This window comes from Mesorhizobium sp. M0870, assembly GCF_040319775.1.
GTDB lineage: Bacteria > Pseudomonadota > Alphaproteobacteria > Rhizobiales > Rhizobiaceae > Mesorhizobium.
Window position 1 is genome coordinate 48966 of the sequence record NZ_JAMYOI010000016.1, and the last position, 16015, is coordinate 64980.

The 16015-nt window shown below is 59.5% G+C and carries 11 protein-coding genes; 5 read left to right on the forward strand and 6 right to left on the reverse strand.

Going from position 1 to position 16015, the window contains the following annotated elements; translation table 11 throughout:
* Positions 1–43: 43 nt before the first annotated feature.
* Genes NKH97_RS19930 through lptF form a run of 3 tightly spaced genes read right to left on the reverse strand, consistent with a single transcriptional unit; the run spans position 44 to position 4766 of the window.
* Complete coding sequence (locus NKH97_RS19930) at positions 44–2482, reverse strand: LPS-assembly protein LptD (RefSeq protein ID WP_023813769.1); 2439 nt, start codon at positions 2480–2482, stop codon at positions 44–46.
* Complete coding sequence (lptG, locus tag NKH97_RS19935; RefSeq protein WP_031213741.1) at positions 2482–3567, reverse strand: LPS export ABC transporter permease LptG; 1086 nt, start codon at positions 3565–3567, stop codon at positions 2482–2484. Before lptG ends, NKH97_RS19930 begins: the two co-directional genes overlap by 1 nt.
* Positions 3564–4766 carry an LPS export ABC transporter permease LptF gene (gene lptF / locus NKH97_RS19940; protein ID WP_023813771.1) on the reverse strand — a complete coding sequence of 401 codons (1203 nt, stop codon included), beginning with the start codon at positions 4764–4766 and terminating at the stop codon, positions 3564–3566. The genes lptG and lptF overlap by 4 nt, the downstream gene beginning before the upstream one ends.
* Positions 4767–5117: 351 nt before the next feature.
* On the opposite strand from lptF, the gene NKH97_RS19945 reads away from it, so the two are divergent.
* Positions 5118–6629 (forward strand): leucyl aminopeptidase, encoded by a 1512-nt coding sequence (locus tag NKH97_RS19945; RefSeq protein ID WP_352798570.1) that lies wholly within the window; start codon positions 5118–5120, stop codon positions 6627–6629.
* 28 nt (positions 6630–6657) lie between these two features.
* Positions 6658–7107 (forward strand): DNA polymerase III subunit chi, encoded by a 450-nt coding sequence (locus NKH97_RS19950; protein WP_352631889.1) that lies wholly within the window; start codon positions 6658–6660, stop codon positions 7105–7107.
* 91 nt (positions 7108–7198) lie between these two features.
* On the opposite strand, the gene NKH97_RS19955 is transcribed toward NKH97_RS19950, so the two are convergent.
* Together NKH97_RS19955 and NKH97_RS19960 are read right to left on the reverse strand one after the other, a co-directional pair.
* The gene (locus tag NKH97_RS19955; RefSeq protein ID WP_031213743.1) at positions 7199–7717 is read right to left on the reverse strand and encodes a DUF995 domain-containing protein; all 519 of its coding nucleotides are present in this window, start codon (positions 7715–7717) and stop codon (positions 7199–7201) included.
* A 174-nt stretch (positions 7718–7891) separates the two neighbouring features.
* The gene (locus NKH97_RS19960) at positions 7892–8815 is read right to left on the reverse strand and encodes a glycoside hydrolase family 26 protein (protein ID WP_128305696.1); all 924 of its coding nucleotides are present in this window, start codon (positions 8813–8815) and stop codon (positions 7892–7894) included.
* 624 nt (positions 8816–9439) lie between these two features.
* On the opposite strand from NKH97_RS19960, the gene NKH97_RS19965 reads away from it, so the two are divergent.
* The 3 genes from NKH97_RS19965 (at position 9440) to NKH97_RS19975 (ending at position 14852) form a co-directional block, all read left to right on the forward strand.
* Entirely contained in the window at positions 9440–11326 is a 1887-nt protein-coding gene (locus NKH97_RS19965) for a glycosyltransferase family 2 protein (protein WP_352722763.1), read from the forward strand.
* A gap of 227 nt (positions 11327–11553) precedes the next feature.
* On the forward strand, positions 11554–13995 hold the full coding sequence (locus NKH97_RS19970) for a sulfatase-like hydrolase/transferase (RefSeq protein ID WP_352722762.1): 2442 nt from the start codon (positions 11554–11556) through the stop codon (positions 13993–13995).
* A gap of 446 nt (positions 13996–14441) precedes the next feature.
* Positions 14442–14852: a hypothetical protein gene (locus tag NKH97_RS19975; RefSeq protein ID WP_352753436.1), complete on the forward strand. Its 411-nt coding sequence runs from the start codon at positions 14442–14444 to the stop codon at positions 14850–14852.
* Between the two features lie 161 nt (positions 14853–15013).
* Here the strand turns inward: NKH97_RS19975 and NKH97_RS19980 are convergent, their stop codons facing one another.
* On the reverse strand, positions 15014–16015 hold the full coding sequence (locus NKH97_RS19980; protein WP_352631921.1) for a glycosyltransferase family 2 protein: 1002 nt from the start codon (positions 16013–16015) through the stop codon (positions 15014–15016).

Below are 16015 nucleotides of genomic sequence, written 5' to 3' on the forward strand. Positions count from 1 at the left end.
AAATCCGTGCCAGCCCTATGCGGCGAAACGATGTCGCCGATTGTTACTGGATCGTGTCGACGCCACTGGTCGACGAGCCGAAATCGCCGAGGGTGCGGAACGACAGATTGAAGCCGATGGTCTGCGACACCTCCCTGGTGTTCAGATCGCGCGACTGCGAGTAGGTCATCAGATAAGTGAAGCAGGAATCGTTGTAGGCGAAGCCGACACCGTCCTTGACCAGCAGGCTTTGCTGCAGGTCGTAGGTTCCTGTGCCGAAGACGCGCCAGTTTTCGGCCAGATGCGTGGATGCACCAAGTGTGACTTCGTGGCGGTCTTCCGTGAAACCGTACAGCGGCTGGGCCTGGATGAAGGCGTATTTGGCGCTCAGCGACACAGGCAGGCCGGAATAGGCGGCCTTCACCTCGGCACGGCGGACCTCGAAACTCTGTTCGTCGAAACGGCCGCTGACCGAGGCCGCGAAGCCGTTGGGGCTGTTGATGCCGAACAGGCCGACATAGTCGGACTTGGTCGTGTCGAGGCCGGAATTGGCGCCGACATTGACCAGATCCGGCGCGGCAAAGGAGTTCTCGCCGCCGATCTGATAGGATTGGCCGAAAATCGCATTGGTGCCCCAGCCATTATTGTACGAGCCGGAATAGCGGAAGCCGACATTGGCGCGCGAACCGCCTTCGACGCGGTCGTAACCGGAGAACTTGTCGCGCTCGAACAAGGTGGTCGCGTCGAAGACCATGCTTTGGGCGTCTTCGTTGGGCACTGAGAGGCCGCCGACATATTGCTCGTTCGGACGCATGAAGACCTGCGCCATTGGCTCGATGACATGGCTGGACCCGCTGGCCATGGAAAACAGCACCGGCCAACGCATCTCGAGGCCCGCGGTTGCCATGTAACGGGCAAATGACGAGCGCATATCGTCCTGCTCGCCCAAATGCGTTGCCATTCGGTCGATGGCGTCTAGCGAAGCCGACGATGCGTTGAGGTAGTCCACATCGCCCTGCAGCGCGAGCAACGGCGTTAGCACCAGTCCGTCATCTGTGACGAAACTCCGCTTCCACTCGGCCTCGGCGGTGAGACGGCCCGATTCGCCTTCGATGCCGCGGACGCGCTGCGTCGGAGTGAGGGCATTGTAGGGCTGGACGAAGGTCTCATCGACATCGTCGCGGCGGATGACACGCGCGTTGACATTGAGGGACAGCTGGCCGCCGGCCACCGAGGCATCAGGAATATAGGCGTAATCGAGCGACGGCAGCACCCACGGCTGTTGTCCACTTCGCGCAGAGATATTGTCGTCAGGCGTATCTTCCTGCACATCGAAATGCATGGCGCGCACGTCGAAATAATTGCGGCCGTTGAGACCCGTCAAGTAGACTGACGACTGGTGAACGCTGCTATTGTACTTGTCGATGCCGTAGGTGTTCGAGAAGTTCTTGTCGGTCTGCAGCAGCACGTCCCAGCCGAAGTTCCAGCGTGAGTTGATGGCGAACTGCCCCTGGGTACCCATCATGCCGCGGAATTTGTTGGGATCGCCGGCGCTGCCCGAATTGACGTTGTGGCCAGAGCTGGATGGGAAGGCAGTGGTGTCGAGGAAGGCGTCGGGATTCTGCTGGTGTATCCCGGCGATCTTCAAGCTGTACTCGCCATTGTCGAAGCGCTGACGCCACTCGGCCTCACCGAGGAAACCCTGCCTGGTATAGCCGGTGCCGGTGACGGTCAGGTCGTAGGTCGGCGCCAATGCGAGATAATAGGGGACTTTCACGCCGACGCCGAGATCGCTCTTGTAGATGATGCTCGGGATCAGGAAGCCGCTCTTGCGCTTCACCGTCGGGTCGGCAATTTCGAATGCAGGCAGATAGGCAAGCGGAAAACCGAAGAATTCGAAATTCGCATTCTCGAAGCGAACCGTCTTCTTCTCACCGTTCCAGATGATCTTCTTGGCCTTGACGCGCCAGGTCGGCGCTTTGTCCGGCTTATCCTCGCACGGCTCGCAGGCGGTGTAGACGCCATTGTGGAAAGTGGTCAGCACGCCGCCCATGCGTTCTGCGCTTTCGGCGGCGAAATAGGCCTTGTCGATGGTCTCGACCCGCAACGCGTTGACGAAGCCGTCGGCGAAGTCATCGGTGATGTCGATATGTTGCGAATTGATCTTGGTGCCGTCGCTGTTGATGACTTCGACGTTGCCGCTCGCGACCATCCGCTTGGTGTTGCGGTTGTATTCGACCCGCTGGGCGACAAGGCGATTGCCACCATAGTCGATCTGCACACCGCCGACGGCGGTCACGGTCTGGTTGTCGTTGTTGTAGACCAGCGTATCGGCCGCCAGCAGCATTTGCGAGCCGGCCGGAACCGATGTCGCCATGTCGCCGACGTCCTGCGCAAGCGCCGGTGCCGGAACGGCGTAGGCAAGCACGCACGCCAAGGCGGTCGCCGCATAGAGGCGCGCCAAACCGGCCTGCCTGTTGCTGGGCAAAAACGCCTCCCTCACTAGCCGTCTTCCTTGTATAGCAGGAAAGTCACCCCGAAGAACATAGCCACCATGACGGGTACCCAGGCGGCTACGACAGTCGGCACGAATCCCGCCACGCCGAATGCCTTCACCAGCACCGAAACGACATAAAGCAGAAAGCCAGCGATGATGCCACCCAGAATCATCGTCGCCGACTGTCCCATCCTGGCAAATCGCATTGAAACCGTTGCCGCGATCAGCGTCATGGCGACGAGAAGGAACGGCAACGCCACGAGCGAATCAAACTGCATGGCAAAGGCATTTGCCTTGAGGCCAAAGGAGCGGGCAACCTCGACCTTTCCGGGCAGGTCGTAGAACGGGATGGTTTCGGGGCGAGCCAGCCGCTCTTGCACGAATTCGGGCTTCAGATTGGTCGGTACGCGATCGGTTGCCGATGCCTGGATCGTGCCGTTCTGGAACGTCTTGACGTCCTGCAATTCCCAATAGCCGTCGCGCAGGAAGGCACGGGCGGCGTCCTTGCGCTCGACGATGTTGCCTTGCGGGTCGAGAATGAAAAATACGACATCGGCCATTTCCAGGCCCTGGTTCAGGATGGCCCGCGCACCGATGATGGTGTCGCCCGAACTGGTTTTCTGACGGATCCAGGGCGCGGCATCGGCCGAGACCGTATTCGATTTGCCCGAACGCAGCTGGGTTTCGATCTGCTCGGACCAGGAGAATGCGTGCGCGGCGAGTGGATTGATGACGCCAACCGACAGGACGCCGAACAGCAAGGCTCCGATACAGCAGGGCAAGAGGAACTGCCAGGCGGAAACACCGGCGGAACGCGCGATGACCAGCTCGTAGCGCCGGTTCAGCGACACCAGCGTCGCCATCGCCGAGAAGAGACCGACGAACGGCACCGTCTGCAGCATGATCATCGGCATACGGAGGCCTGAAATGGCTACCGCCGTGCCGTAGGTGAAGCCGGGCAGGCCGGTGGTGCGTCCGGACAGCTCGGTGAAATCGATCAGGAACACCAGCGCCAGGAGGCCGATGAAGAACCAGATGGTGATCGTCACATAGCGGAAAAAGAAATAGCGGCCCAGTGTCCAGCCCATCAGCCGACCCCTTGGCCTGATGCGCCGCGCCTGGACAAACGCAATTTGAAAGCATTCCAGCTGTCAGCGATGCGCGTGGCGAAGTTTGTCATCCAGTCCGCCCAGGTCACGGGCAGTTCCAGTGTCCGGTTGGAGACGATGAACCAGATCGCCACCGCGGAAGCCACGATCGGCACGCCATAGACCATATACGCATATTGCGGGACCTCATCCGCCTTGCTGGCGGCAAAAAAGCCCAGCCAACGCACGAACAGCGATATCGTGATCGCCGTGATCAGCGGATTGACGCGCGCCTCGCGGTGCGAGCGCGCATCGCCGGCGACTGCAAGCGCGATCAGCGCGAAAACCATGGAATAGGTCCATTCCGAGAACCGTTGGTTGACCTCGGCCCGGTATTCGTAGGGGTTCTGCTGATAATACTTGTCGTTGGCACCCGGGTTGAGCAGGTACTGCGTCGTCTGGTCCTTGGGCAGGAGCGTCACCGCCGAAGCCGCCGCCATGAAGGCCGACATGTCGAAGGCATAGGAGGTGAAGCGGATGACGGAGAGATCGCCGGTCAGCGTTTTGCGATGGATGACGCCGTCATTCATCATCAGCACCTTTTCACCGCCGCGTTCGACGATGCTGCCGGTCTTGGCGTAGTAGACGAGGTTGACGCCTTCTTCGCGCGAATCGGCGACGAAAATGCCACCCAGCCGATTGTTCGGAAGGCGCTCGCCGATCTGCAGGAACAACCCGTCGTCAATCTTGCGGAAGGTGCCTTCCTGGATGATCAGCGACAACAGATCCGCGCGCGACGACGCCACCAGGGCCCGGTTCTTCTGCCGTGCGTAAGGGTCGATGCCGTTGTCGACGGCAAAGGAAAAAACGGCGGCGGCGAGCGCCAGCAACATGATCGGCCGCACGATCGTCCAGCGCGAGGCCCCCGCGGCGTTGACGACGGCGAGTTCGGAATCCGAATTCATGACACTGAGTGTCTGTGCGACCGCTACCACCAGGGCAAAAGGCACCACGATCGGGATGATGGACGGAAGGATGAGGGCGGCGACTTCGAAGAAGGTCAGCGCCGACTGGCCGCTGTCGGTGACCAGATCGATCTTTGCCAGCACCTGCGTCGTCCATACGATCGCCAGCGTCCACACAAGAGCGGCCATGAAGACCACGAAAGCGCGGCGCATGATGTAGCGTTCAACGACCTTCATGAAGGCTTTTCTCGATTTTTTCGAACGGCATCATGCCACCGAACAAGGTAGCTGTCCGGCAGCGCCTGCACAACTGGCTCATCAGATGGTCTATCCGGGTTCTGTCCCACATCACCCCCCCCGGCTGGGCGGAGTGTCGGCGGGAATGGATAAGAAAGGGCGAACATCGATGGTTAACAACAGGTTGCGGCAAAAAGCGGGGCCGTGCCGCGACGAATCGTCATCGATTCCATAGGTCATATGGGATGCCAATTCGGCAAAGTCTTGCCAAATGCCGGAAAACGACCAAATGTCGCGCATCGTTTCGAACCGCTTCCCCAAAAGTCGCGCATTCCCTGAAAGCAGGACATGATGAATCAAAGACCGTCGATCGCCTTCGCCAAATTTTCCGGGTCCCAGAGCGCGGTGAACAAGAAGGGCACGGTCTTCGTGCTCGCGGCGGATGAGGGCGGCCTGAGCGACGTCGCCAAGGCCGGTGATCCCGGCAAGACACTGGAGCGGGCCTTTCCCGTGGCTGAGTTCACGGGCAAGTTCGCCAGCACGGTGGAAGTTCTGGCGCCGCAGGGAGCATCGCTCGACAGACTGGTGGCGATAGGCGCCGGCAAGGTATCGGGACTGGACGAATATGCGTGGTTGAAGCTTGGCGGCACCGTTGCCGCGTCGCTGCGCAAGGCGACCGAAGTGGCGGTGGTCCTCGATGTGGCCGGCGCCTCGCCGAGCGCGAAAGACGCGGCAAGCCTTGCCGCGGGCATTCTCCTGCGCAGCTATTCCTTCGACAAGTACAAGACCAGGAAGGACAAGGACGACGGCAAGGCAGAGCCGAAGAAGCCGGTCAAGGTGACCATCCACACCGCCGATCCGGCCGCTGCGAAGAAGGCCTTCGCCGATGCCGAGGCGGTGATAGACGGCGTCCTACTGGCGCGCGACCTCGTCAACGAACCGGCAAACGTGCTTGGGCCGGTCGAGTTCGCTGCCCGCCCCAAGGAAATCGAGGCACTAGGCGTCAAGGTCGAGATATTGGCTGAGAAGGAAATGAAGAAGCTCGGCATGGGCTCGCTGCTCGGTGTCGCGCAAGGATCGCCGCGCGGCGCCCGCATGGCGATCATGCAGTGGAACGGCGGCAAGCCGAAGGACAGCCCGATCGCCTTCGTCGGCAAGGGCGTCACTTTCGACACTGGCGGCAATTCCATAAAGCCGGCCTCGGGCATGGAGGATATGAAGGGCGACATGGGCGGTGCCGCCGCCGTTACCGGCCTGATGCATGCGCTGGCGGCCCGCAAGGCGAAAGCCAATGTCGTCGGTATCATCGGACTGGTCGAAAATGCCGTCGACGGTCATGCCCAGCGCCCCGGTGATATCGTCACTTCGATGTCGGGCCAGACCATCGAGGTGCTCAATACCGACGCCGAGGGCCGCCTCGTGCTGGCCGATGCGTTGTGGTACTGCAACGACCGCTTCCAGCCGAAATTCATGGTCAATCTGGCGACGCTGACCGGCGCCATCATGGTGGCGCTCGGTCAACATTATGCCGGCCTCTTTTCCAACAATGACGAACTGGCCGAAAAGTTGGCGGCGGCGGGGCAGGCGACGCAGGAACGGCTGTGGCGCATGCCGCTGGGGGCCGAATACGACAAGCTGATCGATTCCAAGAACGCCGACATGAAGAACATCGGCGGCCGTTTTGGCGGCGCCACCATCGCGGCGCAGTTTCTGCAGCGCTTCGTCAAGGACACGCCATGGGCCCATCTCGACATTGCCGGCACGGCGATGGGGGCGCCGTCGAACGAGATCAACCAGTCCTGGGGTTCCGGTTTCGGCGTCAGGCTGCTCGACCGGCTGGTGCGCGACAATTATGAGCAGTGAACGGGTTCAATCACTATAGGCTGAAGCGATGGCCGACGTCCTGTTCTACCACCTGACCGAATCGACGCTGGAGGATGCGCTGCCAGGCCTCCTGGAGCGCAGCGTCGACCGTGGCTGGCGCGCCGTGGTGCAGACAGGCACCGAGGAACGCCGCGATGCGCTCGACCAGCATCTTTGGACCTTCCGGGACGATTCGTTCCTGGCGCACGCGACCGATCGTGAGGCTCATCCCGGCGAACAGCCGATTCTGTTGACCACCGGCGACAGCAATCCCAACGACGCAAAGATAAGGTTCCTGGTCGACGGCGCGGTGCCGCCTGACCTTGGCGGCTACGAGCGCGCCGTGTTCCTGTTCGATGGCCACGATGCCGCCCAGCTCGAGGCGGCGCGAGGGCACTGGAAGGTGATGAAGAGCGCTGGCCACGCCGTCACCTATTGGCAACAGACGCCAGATCGCCGCTGGGAGCGCAAGGCTTAAGGCAGGTCGCCTGAACGTGACTGAGGCAGGTCGCTGACCGTTCAGTCGACCCGCTTTTGGACCAGTGCCCTGTCCCGGATGAAAGTCTCTACTACTTTGCCTTGATCCGGCTCTGTTTGCGGCTGACGTAGTCGCCGTGTTTCAATTTCATGAACGCGTCCGCAAGGTTGCGGTGCGAACTCCTGAATACGTACCATTCTCCATCTGGAACCCGGCGCTGGTAGAGAATCCTGCCTGCCTGGCGATGTTCGAAACAGGAAAGAGCGTTGGAGTCGCCTCCGGCTCCGTGCCATTTTGCGCGGAAGCACAGCTTGCCTCCTCCGGGAATGAACCAGATGCCGTCACCGTAGCCCAGCTTGCGCGCCTTGTCCGAGGTCCAGGCACTGAACTGACGGCGCTGGACGGCAAAATATCCGGCACCCTCCCGACCCCAGAGCCACGAGCGGTTCTGGTACATCTGGTAGATGCCTTTGTCCGGCACCACCTCTGCCCGCATGGCCTGTTCGGCGATTTTCGTCGCCGTCTTGGCTGTTGCGGGAATCTGGAAAGCAAACAGACCAATGGAACAGGCAAGTGCCGTTCCGATACAATTGCCCAGTACTCGTTTCACAACCCCTACCCCTACTGTTACGCCACGCCCAGTTTATGAGAACGCTTGAGATGATTTCAGGTGAATCCTGAAATCTGAATCCGCCACTAAATCAAAGAGATGGAGCATGATGCCTGGACAGATGGTGCCCCGTTTGTCCGAAAAGCCGCTTTCTCACTTTTTCAGTATCATGCTCTAGGGCAAGACATGCTGGGTCACCCTCCAGTCGGGCAGACCATAGCCGCCCAGCCACGGCCACACTTCCTTCTGGTTGAAGTAGACGACCGAAGTCAGAGCCGGGAACTCCGCGTAGGATTTGCGGGAATCTTCCTGCCATTTCGAGACATAGTCCTGCTTTCCGACATAGCCGAGTTCCGCAACGACGATCGGCTTGTTGAACACCGCAACGCGGTCATAGCCGGGCTTCAGCAGTTCAGCGAAGGTGCGGTCACGACCGGTCTCGTCACCGTCTTTTTTCTGCAGACCGAACACCGACAGGCCGATGACGTCGACATAGTCGTCGCCGGGGTAGTATTTTTCCAAACCCTCTTCGCCTTTGGGCGACCACATGTACTTGGCGGCGGGGGCAGCCTTGCGGCAGATGTCGACTTCGCGCTTGTAAGCGGAGATCCAGTCCTTGGGAGCCCAGTTGGCCCAGGTGAAGCGGCCGTTCTTGTCTTCCATTTCCTGAGCCCAGCGAATGGTCACCGGGCTCTTCATCTGTCCCACCAGGCCGCAGATTGCCTGCATGTTGGCATCATATTTGCCGCTCAAAATGCCGTCGCGCAATTCGGGCGGGGTGATGCGCCAGTCCTTGGACCATGTCCACGGCTCAATCGTGATCAGAAGCGAACGGCCGCGCTGCAGCGCATAAGCGTCGGCAAGCGGCAGCGTCGACAGATCGACGTCTTCCCAGGGCAGGAACAGCTCTTCGATGCTGGCGCTCTTGTCGGTGCTGAAGTCCCCGTAGGGATCATAGGAACCGAACGCCGACGCAGCGCTGCTCGTCTGAACGGGGTCGGTCGCGGTTACGGAGCCGGCCCCTCCTGCAGTAGGGAAGGCGGCGCTTCCGCCCAATACCAGCGCGATTGCAAGTGCCTTTGCCGCGGAGTGTGTCATCATAGATTCTCCCATGGCCTCGACTTCTCGCGGAAGTTAAGGCTTCGCCCGTGCGCATCGATGCCTGATCGATACGGCTACCCAAAAAACCTGTCGGCTCCATTGGCGGAATCTGCGGGATTTCGGAGCGATCATTGGCGGTTGTGCGAACCTTCGCACGAAGCCCACCCAAAATTACTTCTCAAGGCGCCAACACAGAAGGAGCCGTCGAGAGAGTTTCGCCGCGATACTCACAAATTCGCGTCAATATTCCGATATATCATCCCGGTCTAATTTAAGAGCCGGGCGGACCAAAGAGTCAAGCGCAATTAATGGTTGCTTAACCATGATGTTCGCAACATGGTTAACGCTGCCTTGGGCGCTTCTTCCTGCGGACAGCCTCGGCCCTTCGACGGATTCTCCGACGCTGAAACTTTTGCCGGCTGTGATTGCAGTGCTGGTCGGGGGAGGCGTCCACGGAATTACCCTCCCGATTCAAGATGTTAAGTTAACCAATTCGCAAGAAGTATAGTTAACCAACACTTAATTTAGTTGACTCTAAGACACCCAAGTGGATTCTAAGGGCGGGTTTTCAAGGCGCGTCTGCCGTCGTTCGGCTGATGCTCGGGTGGCGGCGGTACGTGTATGAGTGTTTCCGCGGACGTGGGGATCATCAGCGGCAAGACCATGCCGAAACGGGGGCGTGGGGCGGCTCCGGGGAAGGCGGCGGAGAAGCCTCCTTTTCTGGTGCCGGTGCTGTCGGCCACCCAGCGGCGGATCTGGAGGCTGGGACTTGCCTGCTGGTCGGTAACGTTCGGATTTTTCTGGTTCTGGTGGCTGCAGCCCGGGCACATCGAACATGTCATTCCATACATGCTGGCGACATTGACGCTCGTATGGCTGACGTTCATGCCGATGTATTTTCTCTTGAACGTGCATGCGATGAAAAAGCCGTCCAGTCTTCACACGATCCCGGAACGTTCGCGGGTCGCGATGGTGGTGACCAAGGCTCCGTCCGAACCGTTTTCGGTGGTTGCGCGAACGCTCGAAGCGATGCTGGCGCAGGACTGTCCGCATGATACCTGGCTGGCCGACGAGGACCCGTCAGAGGAAACGATTGCCTGGTGCGATGCCCATAACGTCATGATTTCGACGCGGCGCGGGCGGGAAGATTATCACCGCAAGGTGTGGCCCCGCCGGACGCGCTGCAAAGAGGGAAACCTGGCGTTCTTCTACGACCACTATGGTTATGAGCGCTACCACTTCGTCGCTCAGATGGATGCGGACCACGTCCCGACACCAACCTATCTCAGGGAAATCCTGGTCGCCTTTGCCGACCCGGCGGTTGGCTATGTATCGGCGCCGAGCATATGCGACAACAATGCCGCTGAAAGCTGGTCGGCACGCGGCCGACTGTTCCCGGAAGGGATGTTCCACGGACCCTTGCAGTCCGGCCATACGGGCGACGGAACGCCGCTCTGCATCGGCTCGCACTATGCCGTGAGAACCGCAGCGCTCAAGCAGGTCGGCGGCCTTGGCCCGGAACTGGCCGAAGATCACTCGACGTCCATGCTGTTCATTGCGGCTGGTTGGCGCGGTGTGCATGCCATAGACGCCATTGCCCATGGCGATGGCCCGCAGACCTTTGCCGATCTTGTCACGCAGGAGTTCCAGTGGTCGCGGAGCCTGATGACGATCATGCTCGAATACTCGCCCATATACCTTTCCAAGCTATCGCCACGGCTGAAATTCCAGTTCCTGTTTCGCCAGCTCTGGTATCCGCTTTTCGCCGTGTTTTCGCTTGTCATGTACGTCATGCCTATGTACGCGCTTCTGACGGGGAAGAGCTTCGCCAATGTGACATATGTTGATTTCCTTTTATACTATGCTCCGAACTCTATTTCCCTGATTATGCTGGTGATGTTGCTGAAGGCATTCGACCTGTCGCGCCCGCTCACTGCCAGGACGATCAGTTGGGAGGGAATGTTGTTCTCATTCTTCGCGCGTTGGCCGTGGGTGCTGGCGGGCACGCTGTCGTCGATCCGTGATTATGTGACCAAGTCGTTCGTGGATTTTCGTGTTACCCCCAAGGGCAGTGGCCCGAAAAATCTGCTGCCTGCCCGCGTCATCGTTCCGTATGTGGCACTTGCAATCGGAGCTTCGCTGCCGGTCCTTCTGGTGGACCGCGCGTCGGATGCCACCGGCTTCTACTGGTTCGCTGCCTTCAATGCGTTCGTCTACGGGTTGCTTGTGGTCGTAATCATCACCAGGCACCTGGCGGAGAACAGAATTTCGTTGCGGCGCAACGTCGCGAAACTCGCCTTGCAGGCCTCGCTCGCTGGCGTTGCGCTCTTCGTCCCGGGCGCTGCGTTTTATGACCGCGGCCTGGAAGGCATATATGGGCTCCAGCAGGGAGCAGGCGGTGTGCGCATCGTCAGCGTGGCCTACCCGGTTTCCGGAGCCGGGCGTGGTGGGAGCGGAACCCGCACATTCCATCTTGACCCCGCCTGGGATCGGCCAATCGTCAGATAGTCTGGAAGAGCCTGGCGCCCGCCAACTCAGGAATTGCCATGACAAAACACCCAAGGCACGGGGATTTCTCGACCCCAGGGGTGGAAGCGGTGGCTAATTCGAGATCTGTCGGTTCGCCGGGCGAGTGAACCTGGCACTTGGAAAATGGCAGCGGCTTTGAGATTGCAACGTAGCATCAGGCCCTTTGCTCTTTCGGTTGTCATCGCGGTTATGCACGGAACGGTCAGATGGAATTGAAGACACAGCCCGGTTCACAAGGTTCCAAGCGCTTCCTCCGCGCAGGCCTGCTGATCGCTTGCACCGGGTTTTTCTCCTGGGTGCTTCTGGGTGTCTACCGCGGCTTCATCATCGATCCCCAATCGACGCTCCAGGGTCGCTTGGCCTCTATCCCCAGCGGGATAGCGTCAAGCTACCACGATCTGATTTTCATTTCGTCGCTGACGGCAGCAGCCCTGCTCCTGCTTTTCCTGGCAAAGGCCAGCCGCCTCTTCGGCGTCGTCGTGGTCATCACTTTCTATCTCGCCATCCTGATTTCGCTATGTTGGGGGTTTGCCAACATCAATCTCGTCAAAATGCTGAGCGAGCCGTTTACTTTCCAGTGGTTGATCTATGGCGACTTCCTGCAGAATGCCGACGCCAAGAACGCCATAGGTGACGCGCTCAACCCAAGGGATTTCGCATTCTCGTCGTTGTCCATAGTTCTGGCGCTGGTCTTGGGTTATGCGACAGCAGGGCTGTGCGTGCGGCTGGCGGGAACTGCTCGAGCGGTATTGCTGGGGACGCTTTTCCTGTGCGTCGGTGCTGGACTGGTCGGCACCGGGTACCATGTTCGGGCGACGGCCTTGCCAGAGGCAAAGGTTGCCAACCCTATCGTGTACTTTGTTGAATCGGCTCTGTTCAGTCCGACCCCCGTCGTTTTCGCCGTGAATACCGGGGTGGACGTTGACGTCGCCAGCGTTGGGGAACGTCCGGCGGAGACGTCCAGCTTCAAGGTGCAATCACCAAATCCGATAAAGAACGTGCTGGTTTTCATGATGGAATCGGTGCCATCCCGATACGTCGAGACGTTTGGTGGAAAGTATACTGTTACACCAAACATAAAGAGCTACTCAAGTGACTCGATACGCTTCGACAATATATATGCGCACACTCCCTCTACAAACTATTCGATATTTTCGTTGTTCAGCTCGATGTACAATGACATATCTTACTATGGAATGACCGCGAGCCATCCGGATCTGCCGCTGAGTTCAATATCCAACACTCTGACCGCAAGCGGCTTTCGCACCGGATTTTTCTGGAGTGCGGATTCACGGTTCCAGCGCGTGGATGAGTTTCTGCTCAACAAGGGGCTTGATGTCATTCAGGACTACCGTGGGCAGAAATGCGATATTCCCACATTCAAGCTCAGTTCCAAGGAATGGAAGAATTTCGACTACAACAGCGATCTCTGTACCGCTCAATCCGTCATCAACTGGGTGAATGAGGATGCCGAAAATCCCTTCTTCGCGGTGATGTTTACGGCGATGACCCATTACCCGTATCTCATCGACAGCCCGCTGTTTACGGCGATGAAAGAGATCCCCGACCTCTCTGACGGCTCGAAAGTTCACTATTCCGATGACGAGAAGTTCAACGCCTACCTCAACGCGCTGAAGGTCGGCGACCAGGCGCTGGGACAGATACTCGATTCACTCAAGCAGTCCGGCAAACTCGATTCGACGCTTGTGGTCATACTCGGCGACCACGGTGAAGCGTTTGGAGAGCATGGGAACTACGTTCATGCCAGTGCTCTCTACGAAGAAAATATCCATATCCCGCTTATCATGATCAACAAGCAGCTTTTCCATGATGACGTCGCACATGCTGTCGGTGGGATTATCGACATAGCCCCGACCATCCTCGATATACTCGGCCTTCCGCTTCCAAGATCCTGGCAGGGTCACAGCTTGTTCAGCGAGCAGCGGCCGAACAAGACATTCTTCTTCATTCCCTGGAGCGGTTTCCAATTCGGCTACCGCGAAGATGATCGAAAGGTCACCTTCAACGCGACCACCGGCAGCATCGAGGCGTATGACCTCAAGACGGATCCTACGGAAAAGGTCAACCTCATCAAGGCCGGCACCGGCGATCGCACCGCCATCCTGCAGCCGATCGCGGGATGGGTACAGTCGCAGAAGCGCCGCGTTGCCGATATGATCGCCGATGCGACGAAAGACGCGGCGCGTTGCAGCATTGCCAGCCTCGAGATCGACGCGGCCGGTACCAGCTTCGAGGGTTCCCCTCGGCTCGACGTGCTTGTCGACGGAAAGCCGGTTGGACAGGCGGACGTCCTGGGGACGGAAAGCACGGCGATCACAGCAGAATCGATCGTCGCGGAGTTGAAGGCAGCGTCCGCTCATACCGTACCATTTCGCTTCAATCTAAGCGCCGTGCCCAATCCGCGGAAAATCGAACTCCGCTATGCCAACGACTTGTGGGCGGGGCAGGGCAAGGCTGGCGATCGCAACCTGTTCGTCAAGAATATCAAGATAGACGGCCGAGTGGTGCCGAAGAGCAAGCTGCATGTCGACAACAAGACTGTAGGGTTCATCGATGACAGCGGGACCAGCATGTTCAACAGCGGCTCGCTGTGGGTCAGCGGTCCATTTGTCGAGGGGTGCATATAGCGGCATAGGCACTCTGGAGCGGGCCGCCACATCCAGCCACTTCCGGCGATAAGGATCGCCAGCCCTTTTTGTCGGCTGGAGAGAGCCTGGGGCAGTCGGCCCTGCCGGCGCCGGTTGCGGCGCTGAGCGTTTTATACATCGCAACATCCCTGACAGCCCGAGCGCCGGCTTCTGTTTGCCGCGGGCGCGAGTCCGTCGCGTATGCCGGTGTGCCGTTTGGCAAGGCTCCGTCTGCCAGCCGATCCGACAATCGAATTTCCTTCAAATTCGAGCGAAGAGTGAAAGGCTGCGTTCATTATGACGTTTGCACGAATTTTAATAAGTCTCTTCTAATATGACGGAACGATGTGAGTGGAAAACGACCACTCACGAGCGATTAGAAACGACGGATTCGAAGTATATTCTTCGCTTTCAATCACGTTGCATTACAGGGCAGGGAGCAGATGATGAGACAGTTTATGGAAAATCTGACCGGCAGAAAATATGCCTATGCTGTTGCTGCAATCGCATTGGCCTCGATGTTGTCAGGCTGCCAGACGATGGACACGACCAAGACCAGCTCAATCAACGGACGGATCGTTGATCAAGGTTTTGGCAAGAAGGTCCAGCACGTCAGGAAGCTCGATCGCGTCGGAAAGAAGGTTCTCTACCGCAAGCCGCTCACACAGACGACCATGGTGACGCGTACGAGGCAGGAGACCTATGCGGCCTTCGTGCGGCCGCAGCGGGTCGGCAGGCCGGCGACGGTGAAGGTCTCCTACAGCCCGGGCAATGGCGGCCCGTTCCTGGGTCATTCGCCCTGGATTTGCGGCCCGAGCGGTTTCGGCCAGCGCGCCAGCTGCCGTTCGCGTTACTAGACTGGAACATCGGACCTGAAGTGGCGGCCGATTTGATCGCCGTCTGGTCTTCGCCGGGGGGCGCCGTCGAGGGCGAGAGGTTTGGCGCGTTGCGCCTTGCCTCTTGCCCTCCGGGCGCCATCGGTCTGTTGGGCGGGAACCTTCAGGAAGTCCCGATCAGCTCATGATGGCCGGCCCGGGCGGAGCCAGCCGTCATTGTCACTGGGCGCCGGCTGTGGCCGCGCGACATAGGCCGATGCTCCATTCGCTTCGTGATAGACCCGTGCCAGCATTTCAGCCAGCACGCCCGACGTCACCATCTGCACCCCGGCGATGAGCAGGAAGAAGCCGGTGAACAGCATCGGGCGTGTTCCGATGTCCTCGGCGAAAAGCAGCTTCAGGCAAAGCAGGTAGGCAAGGATCAGCGAACCCAGCGCGCCAAGCACGATGCCGATGCCGCCGAAGAAGTGCCCGGGCCGTGTGCGATAGCGCATGAAGAAATACATGAACACCAGATCGAGCACGACCCTGAAGGTGCGCGAAATGCCGTATTTGGACTGGCCGTGGATGCGGGCATGGTGCGTCACCACCTCCTGCGCGATGCGTCTGGGTGTCGTCACCGTGGCCAGCCATGCCGGGATGAAGCGGTGCATCTCGCCATAGAGCTTGACGCTGCGGATGACGTTGCCGCGATAGACCTTCAGGCTGCAGCCATAGTCCTTGAGGCGCACCCCGGTGACGCGCGCGATCAGCGCGTTGGCAATGCGCGAGGGCAGCCTGCGCATGAAAAACCCTTCCTGGCGATCCTTGCGCCAGCCGACCACCAGGTCGAGATCCTCGCTCAACAGGCGGTAGACCATACGCGGAATGTCGAAGGGATCATTTTGCAGGTCGCCGTCGATCGTGGCGATGACGTCGCCGCGCGCCGCGTCGATGCCGGCCTGCATCGCGGCGGTCTGCTTGTAGTTGCGCACCAGCTCGACCGCATGCACATGCGGGCCGTAATGCGCCGCCAGGCGCCTGATCTCGCTCACCGTCGCGTCGGTACTGCCGTCATCGACCAGCACGACCTCCCATGGCTGCTCGTAGCGTTCCATAGCCTGGTGAATCCGTGCCAGCAGTGGCTCGACGTTTTCGGCTTCGTTGTACATGGGTACGACGATGGACAGTGTATGGTCCGGCAT